The 16,283-nt window shown below is 71.4% G+C and carries 16 protein-coding genes; all 16 read left to right on the forward strand.

Annotated features, from left to right (window positions below; genetic code table 11):
- Positions 1-226: 226 nt before the first annotated feature.
- The 16 genes from A9O67_RS13905 to A9O67_RS12680 all read left to right on the forward strand — a co-directional run bounded on the left by A9O67_RS13905 (position 227) and on the right by A9O67_RS12680 (position 16,262).
- A complete protein-coding gene (locus A9O67_RS13905) occupies positions 227-817 on the forward strand; it encodes an OmpA family protein (protein WP_269451568.1) in 591 nt (196 codons plus the stop codon).
- Positions 817-1,698: a diaminopimelate epimerase gene (gene dapF / locus A9O67_RS12610; protein WP_068610896.1), complete on the forward strand. Its 882-nt coding sequence runs from the start codon at positions 817-819 to the stop codon at positions 1,696-1,698. The genes A9O67_RS13905 and dapF overlap by 1 nt, the downstream gene beginning before the upstream one ends.
- A 96-nt stretch (positions 1,699-1,794) precedes the next feature.
- Positions 1,795-2,487 carry a DUF484 family protein gene (locus A9O67_RS12615; RefSeq protein ID WP_068610949.1) on the forward strand — a complete coding sequence of 231 codons (693 nt, stop codon included), beginning with the start codon at positions 1,795-1,797 and terminating at the stop codon, positions 2,485-2,487.
- Positions 2,488-2,515: 28 nt separating this feature from the next.
- Positions 2,516-3,547, forward strand: coding sequence for a tyrosine-type recombinase/integrase (locus A9O67_RS12620; RefSeq protein ID WP_068610898.1), 1,032 nt, complete (start codon positions 2,516-2,518; stop codon positions 3,545-3,547).
- Between the two features lie 93 nt (positions 3,548-3,640).
- Positions 3,641-4,069 (forward strand): DsrE family protein, encoded by a 429-nt coding sequence (locus A9O67_RS12625; protein ID WP_082955586.1) that lies wholly within the window; start codon positions 3,641-3,643, stop codon positions 4,067-4,069.
- A gap of 34 nt (positions 4,070-4,103) precedes the next feature.
- Positions 4,104-5,288, forward strand: a complete 1,185-nt coding sequence (locus A9O67_RS12630) for a class I SAM-dependent rRNA methyltransferase (RefSeq protein ID WP_068610900.1) — start codon at positions 4,104-4,106, stop codon at positions 5,286-5,288.
- Between the two features lie 38 nt (positions 5,289-5,326).
- Positions 5,327-6,397, forward strand: coding sequence for a CobW family GTP-binding protein (locus tag A9O67_RS12635; protein ID WP_068610903.1), 1,071 nt, complete (start codon positions 5,327-5,329; stop codon positions 6,395-6,397).
- 177 nt (positions 6,398-6,574) lie between these two features.
- Positions 6,575-7,291: an RNA polymerase-binding protein DksA gene (dksA, locus tag A9O67_RS12640; protein ID WP_231960351.1), complete on the forward strand. Its 717-nt coding sequence runs from the start codon at positions 6,575-6,577 to the stop codon at positions 7,289-7,291.
- Between the two features lie 46 nt (positions 7,292-7,337).
- Positions 7,338-9,101: an STAS domain-containing protein gene (locus tag A9O67_RS12645; RefSeq protein WP_068610905.1), complete on the forward strand. Its 1,764-nt coding sequence runs from the start codon at positions 7,338-7,340 to the stop codon at positions 9,099-9,101.
- Between the two features lie 2 nt (positions 9,102-9,103).
- Positions 9,104-9,682 (forward strand): ATP-dependent protease subunit HslV, encoded by a 579-nt coding sequence (gene hslV, locus A9O67_RS12650; RefSeq protein ID WP_068610907.1) that lies wholly within the window; start codon positions 9,104-9,106, stop codon positions 9,680-9,682.
- Entirely contained in the window at positions 9,679-10,998 is a 1,320-nt protein-coding gene (gene hslU / locus A9O67_RS12655; RefSeq protein ID WP_068610909.1) for an ATP-dependent protease ATPase subunit HslU, read from the forward strand. Before hslV ends, hslU begins: the two co-directional genes overlap by 4 nt.
- 220 nt (positions 10,999-11,218) lie before the next feature.
- Positions 11,219-11,647, forward strand: coding sequence for a division/cell wall cluster transcriptional repressor MraZ (gene mraZ / locus A9O67_RS12660; RefSeq protein WP_068610912.1), 429 nt, complete (start codon positions 11,219-11,221; stop codon positions 11,645-11,647).
- A gap of 16 nt (positions 11,648-11,663) precedes the next feature.
- Positions 11,664-12,638 carry a 16S rRNA (cytosine(1402)-N(4))-methyltransferase RsmH gene (rsmH, locus tag A9O67_RS12665; protein ID WP_082955587.1) on the forward strand — a complete coding sequence of 325 codons (975 nt, stop codon included), beginning with the start codon at positions 11,664-11,666 and terminating at the stop codon, positions 12,636-12,638.
- The gene (gene ftsL / locus A9O67_RS12670) at positions 12,635-12,928 is read left to right on the forward strand and encodes a cell division protein FtsL (protein WP_068610913.1); all 294 of its coding nucleotides are present in this window, start codon (positions 12,635-12,637) and stop codon (positions 12,926-12,928) included. The genes rsmH and ftsL overlap by 4 nt, the downstream gene beginning before the upstream one ends.
- Positions 12,925-14,691: a peptidoglycan D,D-transpeptidase FtsI family protein gene (locus A9O67_RS12675; protein WP_068610915.1), complete on the forward strand. Its 1,767-nt coding sequence runs from the start codon at positions 12,925-12,927 to the stop codon at positions 14,689-14,691. Before ftsL ends, A9O67_RS12675 begins: the two co-directional genes overlap by 4 nt.
- A complete protein-coding gene (locus A9O67_RS12680) occupies positions 14,691-16,262 on the forward strand; it encodes a UDP-N-acetylmuramoyl-L-alanyl-D-glutamate--2,6-diaminopimelate ligase (protein WP_068610917.1) in 1,572 nt (523 codons plus the stop codon). Before A9O67_RS12675 ends, A9O67_RS12680 begins: the two co-directional genes overlap by 1 nt.
- Positions 16,263-16,283: the final 21 nt, after the last annotated feature.

Raw genomic sequence — 16,283 nt, forward strand, 5'->3', positions numbered from 1 at the left:
TGTCACCGTTGGTAACAGCGGCGGCCCCGCAGTGGCCGGCCGGGCGGATCTGGATCACAATGGTAGCGATCCCGCGCCACCGGGCGCGTCACGCAGGAGTCCCGCCATGACACCATTGGATTTCGTCCGTTCCCAGGGGCCGTCCCAAGGCCCATCCCGTGGCCCGTTGCACGGCGTTTGGGTCGCCGCGCTCGCCACCGCCGTGGCGCTGGGCGGTTGCGCCAACATGTCCGAAGAGCAAAAGTCGGGCACCGCCAAGGGTGCCATGATCGGCGCCGCCGCCGGGGCTGTGCTGGGTGCCGTGACCGATGGCGGCAAGGGGGCGGTGCGGGGCGCGGCCATCGGGGCCGGGGCCGGGGCGCTCGGCGGCTATGTCTGGTCCAACCGCATGGAGCAGCAAAAGCGCGAGATGGAGCAGGCCACCGCCGGCACCGGCGTGGCGGTGACGCAAACCGCCGACAACCGCCTGAAGCTCGAAATCCCGAGCGACATCTCGTTCGACGTCGGCCGTGCCGACATCAAGCCCAACTTCCGGGCCGTGCTCGACACCTTTGCCGCCGGCCTGAACCGCAACCCTGCGGCGCGCGTGACCATCGTCGGCCACACCGACAGCACCGGCAGCGATGCGATCAACAACCCCCTGTCGGTCCAGCGCGCGGCGGCGGTGCGCGACTACCTGACCACACGGGGTGTGGCGGTCGGGCGCATCGCGATCGACGGGCGCGGATCGCGCGAGCCCGTCGCCAGCAACGACACCGCCGAGGGGCGCGCGCGCAACCGCCGGGTCGAGATCTTCGTCGCGGAGCAGGCGAGCTGATGCGGCTGTCGTTCACGAAGATGCAGGGGGCGGGCAACGATTTCGTCGTGCTCGACGAGACGCGCCAGCGCCACGGTCTGACCCCCGCGCAGTACCGCTGGCTGGCCGACCGGCACTTCGGCATCGGGGCGGACCAGATTCTGACGGTGCGGCCGGCGCCGACGCCGGAGGTGGACTTCGAATACGTCATCCACAACGCCGACGGCGGCGAGGTGGAAAACTGCGGCAATGGGGCGCGCTGCTTCGTGCGTTACGTGCACGACGCGGGGCTGACGCCCAAGCGCACCGTGCGGGTGCAGACCCGCGCCGGGGTGCTGACGCTGGCGCTGCAGGACGACGGGCGCGTGACCGTGGACATGGGCGCCCCCGTGTTCGAGCCGGCCCGGGTGCCGTTCGACCCCGCCGGCCTGCAACCGATGCCCGAGGGCGCCTGGGAGCGTTGGCCGCTGGCCGTGGCGGCGGCGGGCCCCGCGCCCGTGCCGGTGGCGGTGTTGTCCATGGGCAATCCGCACGCCGTGCTCCGCGTCGAGGACGTGGACACCGCGCCGGTGGCGCAGTGGGGGCCGGCGATCGAGTCGCACCCGCGCTTTCCGCGCCGGGTCAACGTCGGCTTTTTGCAGGTCCTCGGGCGCGACCGCGCCCGGCTGCGGGTCTACGAGCGCGGCGCCGGCGAGACGCTGGCCTGTGGCACGGGCGCCTGCGCGGCCGTGGTGGCCGGCATCCGGCTGGGCTGGCTCGACGAGCGCGTGGATGTGGACCTGCCGGGCGGCCGCCTGACCATCGAGTGGCCCATGCGCCAGGGCGTGCAATCCCCCGTGCGGATGACGGGGCCGGCCGAGCCGGTGTTCACGGGCGTGGTGGAGGTGCCGGACCTGCGCTGACGGCGCCACGGCGGCGCGGCAGGCGCCCGCGCGCCGCCCGTCCTGCGCCACAATCGGGGCTGCTCGCGCCCCGTGGCGCACGCCGGAGACCCGCCCTTGAACCCCACCGCCCCGCTGCAGCCCATCACCGAGGACGACATCGCCCAGTTTCTGGTCAACACGCCGGACTTTTTCGAACGCCACGCCGAACTGCTCGCGTCGGTGCAACTGACCAGCCCGCACGTCGGCCGTGCGGTCAGCCTGATGGAGCGGCAGGTCGAGATCCTGCGCGAGCGGCTGCGCCAGCTCGAGCTGCGGGCGGCCGAGATGATCCGCCACGGCCAGGAGAACACCGGCCTGCTCGACCGTCTGCACCGCTGGACCTGCGAGTTGCTGGCGGTCAACGACCCGGCTGCGCTGCCCGCTGCCGTCACGGACGGGTTGGCGGTGCGCTTTGACGTGCCGCAGGTCGCGCTGAAGCTGTGGGGGGTGGCCCCGCCGTGGGCGGATGCGCCGTTTGCGCAGGGCGCCAGCGACGATGCCCGGGCCTTTGCCACCTCCTTGCGCCAGCCGTTTTGTGGTGCCAACCCCGGGGTGGAGCCGGTGCAGTGGCTGGCCAACCCCGACGCCGCGGTGTCGCTGGCGCTGCTGCCGCTGCGGCGCGCGGAGGACGCACCCGCCTTTGGGCTGCTGGTGTTGGCCTCGCCCGATGCGCGCCGGTTCCAGGCCAGTGCGGGGACCGAGTTTCTGGCCCGCATCGGCGATCAGGCGGCCGCGGCGTTGAGCCGCCTGCTGCCGGCGGTGGACTGACCGGACCGGCGGTGCGCCGGCGCTTGCGATGGATGCGGCGACCGACGATCTGGCGTTGATCGCGGACTATCTGACCCATGTCCGGGTGGAAAAGCGGCTGGCCGCACGCACCCAGGCGCTGTACGCCGAGCATTTGCACGATCTGTATCACCGCGCCCAGGCCGAGGGCACCGGACTGAAGGCCGTGACCCCGTCCCAGGCGCGCCGCTGGGTGGCCCAATTGCACGCGGCCGGCCGGCAGCCGCGCGGTATTGCCTTGGTGGTGTCGAGCTGGCGCGGGTTCTACGACTGGATGGGGCGCACGGGGGGCATCGACCGCCACCCCCTGCAGGGGGTGCGGCCGCCCAAAGCGGGCAAGCCGCTGCCCAAGGCCCTGGCGGTGGAGGAGGCCCTGCGGCTGGCGCAAGGCCCCGGGCAGGCCGTGTCCGGTGACCGGGCGGCCGAGGCGCTCGCGCATGCGCAGCGCCGCGGCGACCGGGCCATGGTGGAGCTGCTCTACGGCAGCGGCCTGCGCCTGGGGGAGCTGCTGGGGCTGGACGTGCAGGCCGGGCCCCACGCCCGGGGGTGGGTCGATGCCCAGGCGGGCGAGGCCCATGTGTGCGGCAAGGGGGGCAAATGGCGCACCGTGCCGGTCGGCGGCCCGGCCCTGGCGGCGCTGGCCGATTGGCTGTCGGTGCGCGCGCAACTGCTGCGGCTGCCGGACGAGCCGGCGCTCTTCGTCGGCGCGCGCGGCGAGCGGCTCACGCCGCAGGTGGCGCGCCGCCGTCTGGCGGCCTGGGCGGCCGAGGCCGGCGTGCCCGTGCATGTGCATCCCCACATGCTGCGGCACAGCTTTGCCAGCCATGTGCTGCAGTCCAGCGGCGACCTGCGCGGTGTGCAGGAGCTGCTGGGCCACGCCAGCATTGCCAGCACCCAGATCTATACGCGGCTGGACTTTCAGGACCTGAGCCGGGTGTACGAGGCCGCCCATCCGCGCGCCCGCCGTGGCGCCGGCGATGCGGCCGGGCCGGGCGCGGCAGAGTCCACACCGCCCGCCGCTGCGGGTAACCCCGATGGGTAGTCGGGTATCCGCTCGCGCGACAATGGCCAACCCGACCGGGAGGCGATCCAGACCTCCCCGGCCCCTGCCACATCCTCATTAGGAGACCGGTCCATGAAAGCCCTCTGGCGCACCCTCACGCTGTTTTTCGCCTCATTGGCCTTTGCCGCGGCGGCCCAGGCGGCCGAACCCGTCAAGGTCGTCTACCACCTGAGCGAAGGCATCCCCCAGGCATCGCGCGCGGTCCAGAACATCCGCAACCACCTGGCGGCCGATCCGTCGGCCAAGATCGTGGTCGTGACGCACGGCCTGGGCATCGACTTCCTGCTCGAAGGCGCCACCAACCAGATGGAGCAGCCGTTTGCCGGCGCAGTGGCCGATCTGGCCAACCGCGGCATCGAGTTCCGCGTGTGCAACAACACCCTGGTGTCGCGCAAGATCGACGCCGCCAAACTGGTGCCCGAGGCCAAGATCGTGCCCTCCGGCGTGGCCGAAGTCGCGCGGCTGCAGGCGCGCGAGGGCTTCGTCTACCTGCGGCCCTGAGTCCGCGCCGCCCGGGGTGGGACAATCCACCCCCATGAAGACGATCCGACTCAAGGCGGGCAAGGAACGCTCGCTGCTGCGCCATCACCCTTGGGTGTTCGATGGTGCCATCGACCGCGGCCGGGCCGATCCCGGCGAGACGGTGCGGGTGGAGAGCGCCGAGGGGCGCTTTCTGGCGTGGGGGGCGTATGCGCCCAGCTCCAAGATTCGGGTGCGCGTGTGGAGCTTCGACGAAGCCGAGCGCATCGATGCCGCGTTTTTCGAGCGCCGGTTGCGCGCGGCCGTGCAGTTGCGCGAGCGGCTCGCCATCGACAGCGACGGGGTTCGGTTGGTGCACGGCGAGTCCGACGGCCTGCCGGGCCTGGTGGTGGACCGTTACGGGGATGTCCTCGTGGCCCAGTTTGGCAGCAGCGGCGCCGAGCGGCACAAGGCCGTGATCGCCGACGCCCTGCTGCGGGTGACGGGCCTGCAGCGTCTGTATGAGCGCTCGGACGCGAGCGTGCGGCAGCTCGAAGGCCTGCCGCCGGCGACCGGCTGGCTGCGCGGCGACGGGCCCACCGAATGCGTGATCCACGAAAACGGCTGGCGCCTGAGTCTGGACGTGGCCGAGGGCCACAAAACCGGCTATTACCTGGACCAGCGCGACAGCCGGCGCGCCTGCGCCGAGCTGACGCGGCGCTTTGGCTGGGGCGATGTGCTCAACTGCTACAGCTACACCGGCGGCTTCACGGTGGCGGCGCTCGCGGGGGGTGCGCGCCATGTGACGTCGATCGATTCCTCCGGCCCGGCGCTGGAGCGCGCGCGGCGCAACGTGGCGCTCAACGGCTTCGACGCGGCGCGCTGCACCTTTCTGGACGCGGACGTCAACGCCAGCCTGCGTGCTTTCTGGGCCGAGGGGCGGCGCTTCGACGCCATCGTGCTCGACCCGCCCAAGCTCGCGCCGTCCGCGGCGCACCTGGAGCGCGCCGCGCGCGCCTACAAGGATGTCAACCGGCTGGGCTTCAAGCTGCTGCAGCCCGGCGGTGTCTTGTTCACCTACTCGTGTTCCGGCGCGGTCGGGGTGGAGCTGTTTCAGAAGATCGTCGCCAGTGCCGCGCACGAGGCGGGTGTGGAGGCGACCATCCTGGCCCGCCACGGCGGCGCCCCCGATCACCCGACGGGGCTGGCCTTCCCGGAGGGCGAGTACCTCAAGGGCCTGGTGGTCTGGCGCCGGCCCTGACGGCGCCCAGGCCTTGACAGTCCCCCTACACTGATGCCATGGCACTCATTCCTGCAACCATCCTGACCGGCTTTCTGGGCTCGGGCAAGACCACGCTGCTCAAGCGCGTCCTCACCGAGGCGCACGGCCAGCGCATCGCCGTCATCGAAAACGAGTTCGGCGAGGAAAACATCGACAACGACATCCTGGTGGCCGACACCGAGGAGCAGATCATCCAGATGAGCAACGGCTGCGTCTGTTGCACCATCCGCGAGGATCTGCGCAGCACGCTGTCGCTGCTGGCGGCCAAGCGGCGCAAGGGGCTGCTGGCGTTCGACCGCGTGGTCATCGAGACCACGGGTCTGGCGGACCCGGGGCCGGTGGCGCAGACCTTCTTCATGGACGACGAGGTGGCCGAGAGCTTTTTGCTCGACTCGATCGTGACGCTGGTGGACGCCAAGCACGCCCAGCAGCAGCTCGACGACCGGCAGGAGGCCCGCCGCCAGGTCGGCTTCGCGGACCAGATCTTCATCAGCAAGGCCGATCTGGTGTCGGCCGACGAGCTCGACGCGCTGATCCATCGCCTCAAGCACATGAACCCGCGCGCGCCGATCGAGACCGTGCACTTCGGTCAGGTACCGCTGGCCAAGGTGCTGGATCTGCGGGGGTTCAACCTGAACGCCAAGCTCGACATCGATCCGGACTTCCTGAAGGCGGACGCGCACGATCACCACGACCACAGCCACTGCGACCACGACCACGGGCACTGCGCGCACGACCATGACCACGACCATGGGCATGGACACGGCCATGCCCGGCACCACCACCACGACGACGATGTCAAGAGCTTCGTCTGGCGCAGCGAGCGGCCGTTCGATCCGCACAAGCTGGAGGATTTTCTGGGCGCGGTGGTGCAGGTTTGGGGACCGAAGCTGCTGCGCTACAAGGGCGTGTTGCACATGCAGGGCACCGACCGCAAGGTGATCTTTCAGGGGGTGCACCAGCTCATGGGTAGCGACCTCGGCCCGGTGTGGAAGCCCCACGAAAAGCGCGAGAGCAAGATGGTGTTCATCGGCATCGACCTGCCGCGCGACATCCTGACGCAGGGGCTGGAGCAGTCGCTGGCCTGAGCCGCGTGTGCCCTGGCCGCAACGCCCGCATCGGCCGTGCGCGGCGGCATTGGCGACTGCGCTGATGACTGCGCTTACAATCGGCCCCCAATTCGGACGGGTGCGCCCCCGCGACAGGGAGGTTGCGGGGCCGCCGCCGCAGCGCGGCAGCACCCGGCCAGCCAGAGGAGATGCGCCGTGAAGAACCGTCCGCCGTCGAGCGGGGCCCCGTCCCCCGATGCCGGTTCCGACCTCCCGCCCGCCGCGGCCGGGGGCGACGACAAGGCGCGCGCGGCGCGCAAACCCTCCGCCGCGGCCGCCCGCCGCGCCGAGAAGGCGGCCATGCGTGCGCAGACCACCGAGGCCGTCGCGCCGACCCACGATCCGCATGCGGCCAAGGCCAGTTATTCACCCGAACCCGTCATGACCACGACCGCCACGCCCGCAGCCGCCGCGCTGCGCAAAGACCCCGCACGAGCCGACAACTGGAAGAAGCTGCCCCTGGAGCAGCTCACGGACGCCGACATCCTGGCCATGCCGGATGCGGAATACATGAACGACGTCCAGTTGGCCTACTTCCGGCGCAAGCTGCAGGCGCTCAAGCAGGACATCCTGAACAACGCCGGCGAGACGACCGAGCATCTGCGCGAGGACACGGTGGTCGTGCCCGATCCGGCCGATCGCGCCACGATCGAAGAAGAGCACGCCCTGGAGCTGCGCACGCGCGACCGCGAGCGCAAGCTGCTCAAAAAAATCGAGCAGTCGCTGGCGCGCATCGACAGCGGCGACTACGGCTATTGCGAAGAAACCGGCGAGCCCATCGGCGTGGGCCGCTTGCTGGCGCGGCCGACCGCCAGCCTGTCCATCGAGGCCCAGCAGCGCCGCGAGCTCAAGCAAAAGCTGTTCGGCGACTGAGTCCCGCGCGGCCCCTCGGGGCCGGCACTCTCCCCCATCCGCCACCATGTCCGCCCCGCCGAATCCCCCGGACAGCGGCGGCTGGTGGAGCCGAATCTGGCGGCTGCGCACCGAGGCATCGGAGGACGGTGCCGTCCGCGGCCTGGACGAGGAGCGGCGCGCCCTGAAGGCGGCCATCCTGCGCAAGCGCCGCAACGACCGGGTACGCCACAACGAACTCAACGAACTGCGGGCGTGGATTCGCGCCCAGCGCGCCGCCGCCCCACCCGCGGAATCGCCGTCGGCCAGCCCACCCAGCCTGCCCGGCGCCGCTGGCGCGCGCAGCGGGTGGCCCCGCCGCGGGCCGGACAAGTCCCACACCATCGAGCAGATTGCGCGTATCGAGGCGCAGATGGCGCAGCACTGGACGCCGCGCGCGGCCGAATCCTCGGGCCTGCGCATCGGTGCGCCAGCGCCGGCCTCCGCCGGCCCCATCGTCAGCCGCCATCTGCAGGCGCGTGCCGATGGCTTTGGCATGAGCATCGATCTGGTGACCGCCGAGCCGTCCGCGCCAGCGGCCGAGCCGCAGGCGCTGCTCACCCATCCCGCCCTGACCGAGGCGGCCGTCCGTTTTGCCAACGGCCGGCTGGATGAGGCGCGGCAGGTGCTGGAGACGGTGCAGGCCCAGGAGGTGCGAACGCCGCTGGCCCGCCTGGCCGGCCTGATGCTGCTGGAGGTGCTGTGGGCCGCCGGCGACGTGGAGGGCTTCGAGGAATGGGCCGCCGAATGGGCGGACCGTTTTCGGCAGCCGGTCCCGCGCTGGCCGGTGGTGCGGCAGCCTGTGCCGCCCGCCGAGTCCACGTCGGGCGCCGCATCGGGATGCACGTCCGGAGGCACGTCGGGGGGCGCAGCGACCGCCGCCTGGCACACCTGGGTCTGTCCGCCGCTGCTGGATGCGGCGGCGGTGACGGCGTTGGCCGCGCTGGCCGAGCGCAGCGACGGGGCCCCATGGCTCGACTGGTCGGACCTGCTGTCGGCCGACGCCGAGGCCGCCGAACGCCTGGCCGCCCTGTTCGAGCACTGGGCCGACCAGCCCCTGACGATGCGCTGGCGGGGCGGCGCGGTGCTGCGGCGGCGCCTGAAGGCCAGCACCCCGTCCGGGCGGCGGGAGAACCCCCCCGTGTGGTGGCGCCTGCGTCTGGCGGCGCTGCGCCTGATGGGGCGGCGCGACGAATTCGATCTGGTCGCGCTGGACTACTGCGTCACCTACGGCGAGTTGCCGCCCACATGGCACGACCCGGTGGCCCACGTCGAGCCGGCCGAGGTGCTGCCCGAGCCCCCCCCGGCCGCGTCCCCCACCGAGGTGCCGCCCGAGCCCGCGCCGGCCGAATCGACGCTCGCATGGCCCGGGGTCGTCAGCTCGGTGACGGCCGGCGAGTCCGAGTTCCCCGCCGTACCGACCCAAATGGCAGGCTGGTCGATCCAAACCCAGGGGGGCGAGGCGGGGCCGGCCGTCCACCTGGAGGGCGTTTTGCAGGGCGACATGGCCCAGGCGCTCCAGGCACTCGATGCCGCCGTGGAGGGTGTGGCGCCCCGGACCTCATCGCCGGGGGAGGGTGCGGTGTCATCCCCGAGCCGCGTGCTCGTCATCGACGCACGGCGGCTGCAGCGCGTCGATTTTGCGGCGGCCGGGGCCTTGCTGCAGTGGCTGCTGGCGGCGCGCGGGCGGGGCGTGCGGGTCGAGCTGGACGGCGTCAACCACCTGCTGGCGGCGCTGTTCCATGTGGTGGGCATCGACGAGGTCGCCACCGTCCGGCTGCGACAATACTGACCATGGAACGAGAATCCTCTGCCGGTGCCGTCTTTCACGGCACCACGATCGTTTGTGTGCGCCGCCCCGATCCCGCGGAGCCGGGGCGGTTTCAGGTCGCCATGGGCGGCGACGGCCAGGTCACGCTCGGTCACATCGTCGTCAAGGCCAGCGCGCGCAAGATCCGCCGCCTGCACCGCGACCAGGTGCTGGCCGGCTTTGCCGGCGCCACGGCCGACGCCTTCACGCTGTTCGAGCGCTTCGAGGCCAAGCTGGAGAAGCACCAGGGCCACCTGCTGCGCGCGGCGGTGGAGCTGACCAAGGACTGGCGCACCGACCGCGTGCTGCGCCGGCTGGAGGCGATGCTGGCGGTGGCCGACCGCACGGCGAGCCTCGTCATCACCGGCAACGGCGACGTGCTGGAACCCGAGCACGGCATCGTCGCCATCGGCTCCGGTGGCGCCTACGCCCAGGCCGCGGCGCGCGCGCTGCTGGAGCACACGGCGCTGCCGGCCGAGGCCGTGGTGCGCGAGGCGCTGCGCATCGCCGGGGACCTGTGCATCTACACCAACCAACACCACACCGTGGAGGTGCTGGCATGAGTGCCGCGATGACGCCGCAGGAGATCGTCTCCGAGCTGGACGCCCACATCATCGGCCAGCAGGCCGCCAAGCGCGCGGTGGCCATCGCGCTGCGCAACCGCTGGCGCCGCCAGCAGGTGGACGCGAAGCTGCGGCCCGAGATCACGCCGAAGAACATCCTGATGATCGGCCCAACCGGGGTCGGCAAGACCGAGATCGCGCGCCGGCTGGCCAAGCTGGCCAACGCGCCGTTCATCAAGGTCGAGGCGACCAAGTTCACCGAGGTCGGCTACGTCGGCAAGGATGTCGACAGCATCATCCGCGACCTGGCGGACGTGGCCGTCAAGCAGACGCGCGAGGCGGCGATGGCGCGCGTGCGCACGCGCGCCGAGGACGTGGCCGAGGAGCGCATCCTGGACGCGCTGCTGCCGCCGCCGCGCGACGGCGACGTCGAGCGCGACGGGCCCGCGCGGCAGGTGTTCCGCAAGAAGCTGCGCGAGGGTCAGCTCGACGACAAGGAAATCGAGATCGAGCTGGCCGCGCCGCAGCCGCAGCTGGAGGTGATGACCCCGGCCGGCATGGAGGAGATGGCCGAGCAGCTGCGCGGCTTGTTCGGCCAGCTCAACCTCGGCCGGCGCAAGACGCGCAAGCTGTGCATCGCCGAGGCGCGCCGCCTGCTCGTCGAGGAGGAGGCGGCCAAGCTCGTCAACGAGGAAGAGATCCGCGCCGAGGCGATCCACAACCTGGAGCAGAACGGCATCGTCTTCATCGACGAGATCGACAAGGTCGCCTCGCGCAGCGACGTGGCCGGCGCCGACGTGTCGCGTCAGGGCGTGCAGCGCGACCTGCTGCCGCTGGTGGAGGGCACCACGGTCTCGACCAAGTACGGGCCGGTCAAGACCGACCACATCCTGTTCATCGCCAGCGGGGCGTTCCACCTGAGCAAGCCGAGCGACCTGATCCCGGAGCTGCAGGGACGCTTTCCGATCCGGGTGGAGCTGCAGCCGCTGTCGGTGCAGGACTTCGAGGCGATCCTGACGCAGACGCATGCCAGCCTCGTGCGCCAGTACCAGGCGCTGCTGGCCACCGAGGGGGTGACGCTCGCCTTCACCGACGACGGCATCCGCCGCATCGCCGCCATCGCCTGGGAGGTCAACGAGCGCACCGAGAACATCGGCGCGCGCCGGCTGGCCACGGTGATGGAGCATCTGCTCGACGAGGTGAGCTTCGAAGCGTCCCGCCGCACGGGGCAGACCGTCACGATCGACGTGGCCTACGTGGACGAGCGGCTGGCGGCGCTGGCGCGCAACGAGGATCTGTCGCGCTTCATCCTTTGAGGGGGGCTTTACTCCTCAGGTGCCGCTTTCAAGCTGTTTTGCAAACGCTTGATTTTGCGTGTCTTTTGAAGGCCGATTTGCCCTGCAAATCGGCCTTAAGTCTTTGATTTCACAAGAAAAAAGGCGATGACCGGCTTGTGATGCACCGGCTTTTGGTGCTACAGTGGGAACAAGTGCAAAAAAGTGGTGAAAAGTGGTTCCCCTCAGCCGGATCTGACCCGTGTTCCAAGGCGCCTCGTCCCTCAGTCTCGATGCCAAAGGCCGGCTCTCGGTGCCGACCCGGCACCGCGACGTCCTGAGCGCGACCGCGGCGGGCCAGCTCACCATCACCAAGCATCCGCACGGCTGTCTGATGATCTTTCCGCGCCCGGAGTGGGAGGCGTTTCGCCAGCGCATCGCGCAGCTGCCGATGTCGGCGCAGTGGTGGAAGCGCATCTTTCTGGGCAATGCGCAGGACGTGGAGATGGACGCCCAGGGCCGCGTGCTGATCGCCCCCGAGCTGCGCGCCGCCGCCGGCATCACCAAGGAGGCCATGCTGCTCGGCATGGGCAACCACTTCGAGCTGTGGGACGCGGCCACCTACGCGGCCCAGGAGGCCGAGGCGATGCGCGGCGAGATGCCCGAGGCCTTCCAGGACTTTTCTTTCTGAGGGCCGGGCGGTGCAGATGACCTACCCCCATCGCACCGTCCTGTTGAACGAAGCGGTCGAGGCCCTTCAGATCCAACCGGACGGACACTACATCGACGCCACCTTCGGTCGCGGCGGCCACAGCCGCGCGATCCTGGCGCGCCTGTCGCCGGCGGGGCGCCTGACGGTGTTCGACAAAGACCCCCAGGCCATCGCGGTGGCGCAGGCGCTGGCCGCGCAGGACGCGCGCGTGGCGGTGCGGCACGAGGGCTTTGCGGCCCTGGGCACGCTGCCGCCGGCCAGCGCGGACGGACTGCTGATGGATTTGGGGGTCAGCTCGCCGCAACTGGACGATCCGGCGCGCGGCTTTTCCTTCCGCCACGACGGCCCGCTGGACATGCGCATGGACCCCACGCGCGGCACGAGCGCTGCCGAGTGGCTGGCCACGGCCTCGGTGGCCGAGATGACGGAGGTGATTCGTGAATACGGCGAAGAGCGGTTTGCTGCACCGATTGCAAAGGCGATTGATCGTCGCCGACAGGAACGGGGGCCTGTTCGAACCACCGCCGAGCTGGCCGAAATCGTGGCTGGCGCGGTCAAAACCCGCGAGCCGGGCAAGGACCCTGCAACGCGCACATTTCAGGCTGTTCGGATTCACGTCAACGCCGAGCTTGAAGAGCTGCAACAAGCGCTCGACGCCAGTCTGAGCGTGCTGCGCCCGGGTGGGCGGCTGGTGGTGATCAGCTTCCATTCGCTGGAGGACCGGATGGTCAAGCAGTTCATGGCCCGGCACGCCCGGCCGGCCGTGGACCGGCGCGCGCCGATGGTCGAGCCGCCGCCGCCGCTGCTTGCGCACGTGGCGCGCACCATGCCCGGCGCGGCCGAGGTGGAGGCCAACCCGCGGGCGCGCAGCGCGGTGATGCGCGCCGCGACCCGCACCGCCGCCCCGCTGGCCGCGGGCGCCGGAAAGGGCATGGGGGCTGCGGGGCCGGTCGGGAGGCGGCGGGCATGACGCGCCTGAACCTCGCCCTCCTGCTGGCCGTGCTGGCCAGCAGCTTCTATTTGGTGACGCTGCAATACGAATCGCGGCGGCTGTATGTGGCCAACGAACGCGCGCGCGCGCAGGCCAGCCGGCTGGCGGCCGAGCACGAGCGCCTGGTCGCCCAGCAGCGCGCCCAGGCCGCCCCCTCGCGCGTGCAGCAGATCGCCCAGCGCCAGTTGCAGATGCGCCCGGCCCACCCCGGCATCACCGAGTATGTGGCCCTGTCGTCGACCGAGGTCGCTGCGGGAGGCCGCCCATGAGTCGCCGGCCCGTCACCGCGCCCGTGTCCGCGCGCAGCATTCCCTATGGCAGCAGCCCGCTGCTGACCAGCGCGACGCCGGTCTGGCGCAGCCGCCTCATCGTCGGGATGCTGGCGCTCGCCTTCGTCGGGTTGGCGGCGCGCGCGGCCTATGTGCAGGTGATCGGCAACGATTTCTTCCAGCGCCAGGGCGAGGTCCGCTACGCGCGCACGCTGGAGCTGCCGGCCAGTCGCGGGCGCATTCTGGACCGCAACGGCATGATCCTGGCCACCAGTGTGGTGGCGCAAAGCGTCTGGGCCGACCCCGAGGACGTGGACCGCAACCACCCCGGGCTGCGCGACGCCGCGCGGCTGCTGGGCATGCCGCTGGCCGAGCTGCAGCGCCGGCTGGACGTGGGCGAGAAGAACTTCGTCTGGATCAAGCGCCAGGTGGACGAACCCGTGGCGCGCCAGGTGCAGGCGCTGGGCATCAAGGGCCTGTATCTGCGCAAGGAGTACAAGCGGCAGTATCCCCAGGGCGAGGCCGTGGCGCACGTGGTCGGCTTCACCAACGTCGAGGACCGCGGCCAGGAGGGGGTGGAGCTGGCGTTCGAGCGCGAGCTGCTCGGCCGCCCCGGGTCGCGCCGGGTCATCAAGGACCGCCTGGGGCGCATCGTCGAGGATGTGCGCGACATCGTGCCGCCGGTGGATGGCAAAGACCTGCAGCTCTCCATCGACGGCAAGATCCAGTTTTTTGCCTACCAGCGCCTGAAGGAGGCGGTGCAGCAGCACAACGCGCGCGGCGGCAGCGCAGTGGTGCTGGATGCGGTGAGCGGCGAGGTGCTGGCGCTGGCCAACTACCCCAGCTACAACCCCAACGACCGCCGCAACCTGACCGGCGAGCAGTTGCGCAACCGGGCGCTGACCGACAGCTTCGAGCCGGGCTCGACCATGAAGCCCTTCATCGCCGCGCTGGCCCTGGACAAGGGGCTGGTGACTCCCGAGACGCCGATCCAGACCGCGCCGGGCCGGCTGCAGATGGGCGGGTTCACCATCTCGGACGTGCATGCGTACGGCGTGCTGACCGTCAACGAGGTGATCCAGAAGTCCAGCAACGTCGGCACCGTCAAGATGGCGATGCAGATGCAGCCGCGCGACATGTGGGAGACCTACACGCGCGCGGGCTTCGGGCACAAGCCGCAGGTGCCCTTCCCCGGTGCGACCAGCGGCCGTCTGCGCGCCTACAAGACGTGGCGGCCCATCGAGCAGGCGACCATGAGCTACGGCTACGGCCTGTCGGTGTCGCTGCTGCAACTGGCCCAGGCGTACACGGTGTTTGCCCGCGATGGCGAGCTGGTCCCGATCACGCTGATGCGCACCGACCAGCCCGCGCACGGCGTGCGCGTGTTCAGCGAACGCAATGCCTTGGCCGTGCGGCGCATGCTGCACATGGCCGCGGGGCCCGGGGGCACCGCCCAACTGGCGCAAACGGTCGGCTACTCGGTCGGCGGCAAGACCGGCACCGCCCGCAAGCAGGAGGGCAAGGGCTACGCGGCGCGCAAATACCGCAGCTTTTTCGTCGGGCTGGCGCCGGTGGATCAGCCGCGGGTGGTCATCGCCGTGATGGTGGACGAGCCGGGCAACGGCGTCATCTACGGCGGGGCGGTGGCCGCGCCGGTGTTTTCGGACGTGGCGCAGCAGACGCTGCGCCTGCTCGGCGTGCCGCCCGACATGCGGGTGCAGCCGCAGATCGTCGCCGACGTGATCGAGGAGGAGCCGGTCTGATGGCACCGTCCTGCGCTACCCTCGACGCCCTGCTGGCGTGGCTGCGCGCGCGCGGCGCCACCGGGTTGTGCGCGGACAGCCGCCAGGTCCGCCCCGGCGATGCGTTCGTCGCATGGCCGGGCGCGGCGGCCGATGCCCGGCGCTTCGTGCGCGCGGCCCTCGAGGCCGGCGCTGTGGCCGCCGTCGTGGAGGCGCAGGGGCTGGCCGGCTGGCTGAGCGCTCACCCCGATGCGGCTTTCGACCTCGCCCCGGCCGATGCCCCCTCCAGCCCGGCGCGGGTGGTTGCCTATGCCGGCCTGCGCGCGGCGGCGGGGCCGCTGGCCAGCGCGTTCTGGCATGCGCCCAGCCGCGCGCTCGATCTGATCGCCGTGACCGGGACCAACGGCAAGACCTCCACCGCGTGGTGGACGGCGCAGTGGCTGCAGGCGGCCGGCGTGGGGGCGGGCCTGATCGGCACGCTGGGCATCGGTCGGCCGGACGCGGCCCTGGTGCCGACCGGCTTGACCACCCCCGATCCCGTGACGCTGCAGCGCGCGCTGCGCGCCTTTGCTGACGATGGCCTGCGCGCGGTGGTGCTGGAGGCATCCTCCATCGGCATCGAGGAAGGCCGGCTGGACGGTGCCCGTGTCCACACGGCCATCTTCACCAACCTGACGCAGGACCACCTGGACTACCACGGCACCATGGAGGCCTATTGGGCCGCCAAGCGGCGCCTGTTCGACTGGCCGGGCCTGCAGGTGGCGGTCGTGTGCGTGGACGACCCCTACGGGCGGGAGTTGGCGCAGGCGCTGGCCGCGCGTCCGGCGGATGGGGGGCTGGACCTCTGGACCTATGCCACCGGCCCGGCGGCGACGGACGCCCGCCTGCGCCTGCTGACGCGCGAATGGTTGCCCAACGGGGCCCGTTTCACGGTCGCCGAAGGCGCCACCCACACCACGTTCGAGTTGCCGGTGGTGGGGGACTACAACCTGGGCAATCTGCTGGCCGCCATGGCGGTGTTGCGCAGCCGCGGGCTGCCGTGGTCGGCCATCGTGGGCGCCAGCCACGGGCTGACCCCCGTGCCCGGCCGCATGCAGTCGGCGTGGGGGGCGGCCGACGGTCCCGCGGACGGTCTGCCGCTGGTGCTGGTCGATTACGCCCACACGCCGGATGCGGTGGACAAGGCGCTGCAGGCGCTGCGCCCCCTGGCCGCGCGCCGGGGCGGGCAACTGTGGTGTGTGCTGGGCTGCGGGGGCGACCGCGACCCCGGCAAGCGCCCGCTCATGGCCGCCGCTGCCGAGCAGGGGGCCGACCGCGTGGTGCTGACCAGCGACAACCCGCGCAGCGAGGACCCGTTGCAGATCCTGGCCCAGATGCAGGCCGGCTTGGCGGCGCCGGCGCGTGCCTGGGTCGAGCCCGATCGCGCCGCCGCCATCGACCGCGCCGTGCGCGAGGCCCAGGCCCGTGACGTGGTGCTGCTGGCCGGCAAGGGGCACGAGGACTACCAGGAGATCGCCGGCGTGCGCCGGCCGTTTTCCGATTTCGACCAGGCGCGCGCCGCGTTGCGCCGGCGCCGGGGGGCAGACGCATGACGCCCCCCCGGACACCGCTGG

Source organism: Tepidimonas fonticaldi (assembly GCF_001675355.1).
Lineage (GTDB): Bacteria > Pseudomonadota > Gammaproteobacteria > Burkholderiales > Burkholderiaceae_C > Tepidimonas > Tepidimonas fonticaldi.

Coding starts and splice junctions, on each gene's coding strand:
- A9O67_RS12635 (WP_068610903.1), top strand. CDS start 5,327: ATGGCACTCATTCCTGCAACCATCCTGACCGGCTTTCTGGGCTCGGGC.
- A9O67_RS12645 (WP_068610905.1), top strand. CDS start 7,338: ATGTCCGCCCCGCCGAATCCCCCGGACAGCGGCGGCTGGTGGAGCCGA.
- dapF (WP_068610896.1), top strand. CDS start 817: ATGCGGCTGTCGTTCACGAAGATGCAGGGGGCGGGCAACGATTTCGTC.
- A9O67_RS12675 (WP_068610915.1), top strand. CDS start 12,925: ATGAGTCGCCGGCCCGTCACCGCGCCCGTGTCCGCGCGCAGCATTCCC.
- A9O67_RS13905 (WP_269451568.1), top strand. CDS start 227: ATGTCCGAAGAGCAAAAGTCGGGCACCGCCAAGGGTGCCATGATCGGC.
- rsmH (WP_082955587.1), top strand. CDS start 11,664: ATGACCTACCCCCATCGCACCGTCCTGTTGAACGAAGCGGTCGAGGCC.
- hslU (WP_068610909.1), top strand. CDS start 9,679: ATGAGTGCCGCGATGACGCCGCAGGAGATCGTCTCCGAGCTGGACGCC.
- A9O67_RS12620 (WP_068610898.1), top strand. CDS start 2,516: ATGGATGCGGCGACCGACGATCTGGCGTTGATCGCGGACTATCTGACC.
- A9O67_RS12680 (WP_068610917.1), top strand. CDS start 14,691: ATGGCACCGTCCTGCGCTACCCTCGACGCCCTGCTGGCGTGGCTGCGC.
- hslV (WP_068610907.1), top strand. CDS start 9,104: ATGGAACGAGAATCCTCTGCCGGTGCCGTCTTTCACGGCACCACGATC.
- A9O67_RS12625 (WP_082955586.1), top strand. CDS start 3,641: ATGAAAGCCCTCTGGCGCACCCTCACGCTGTTTTTCGCCTCATTGGCC.
- ftsL (WP_068610913.1), top strand. CDS start 12,635: ATGACGCGCCTGAACCTCGCCCTCCTGCTGGCCGTGCTGGCCAGCAGC.
- A9O67_RS12630 (WP_068610900.1), top strand. CDS start 4,104: ATGAAGACGATCCGACTCAAGGCGGGCAAGGAACGCTCGCTGCTGCGC.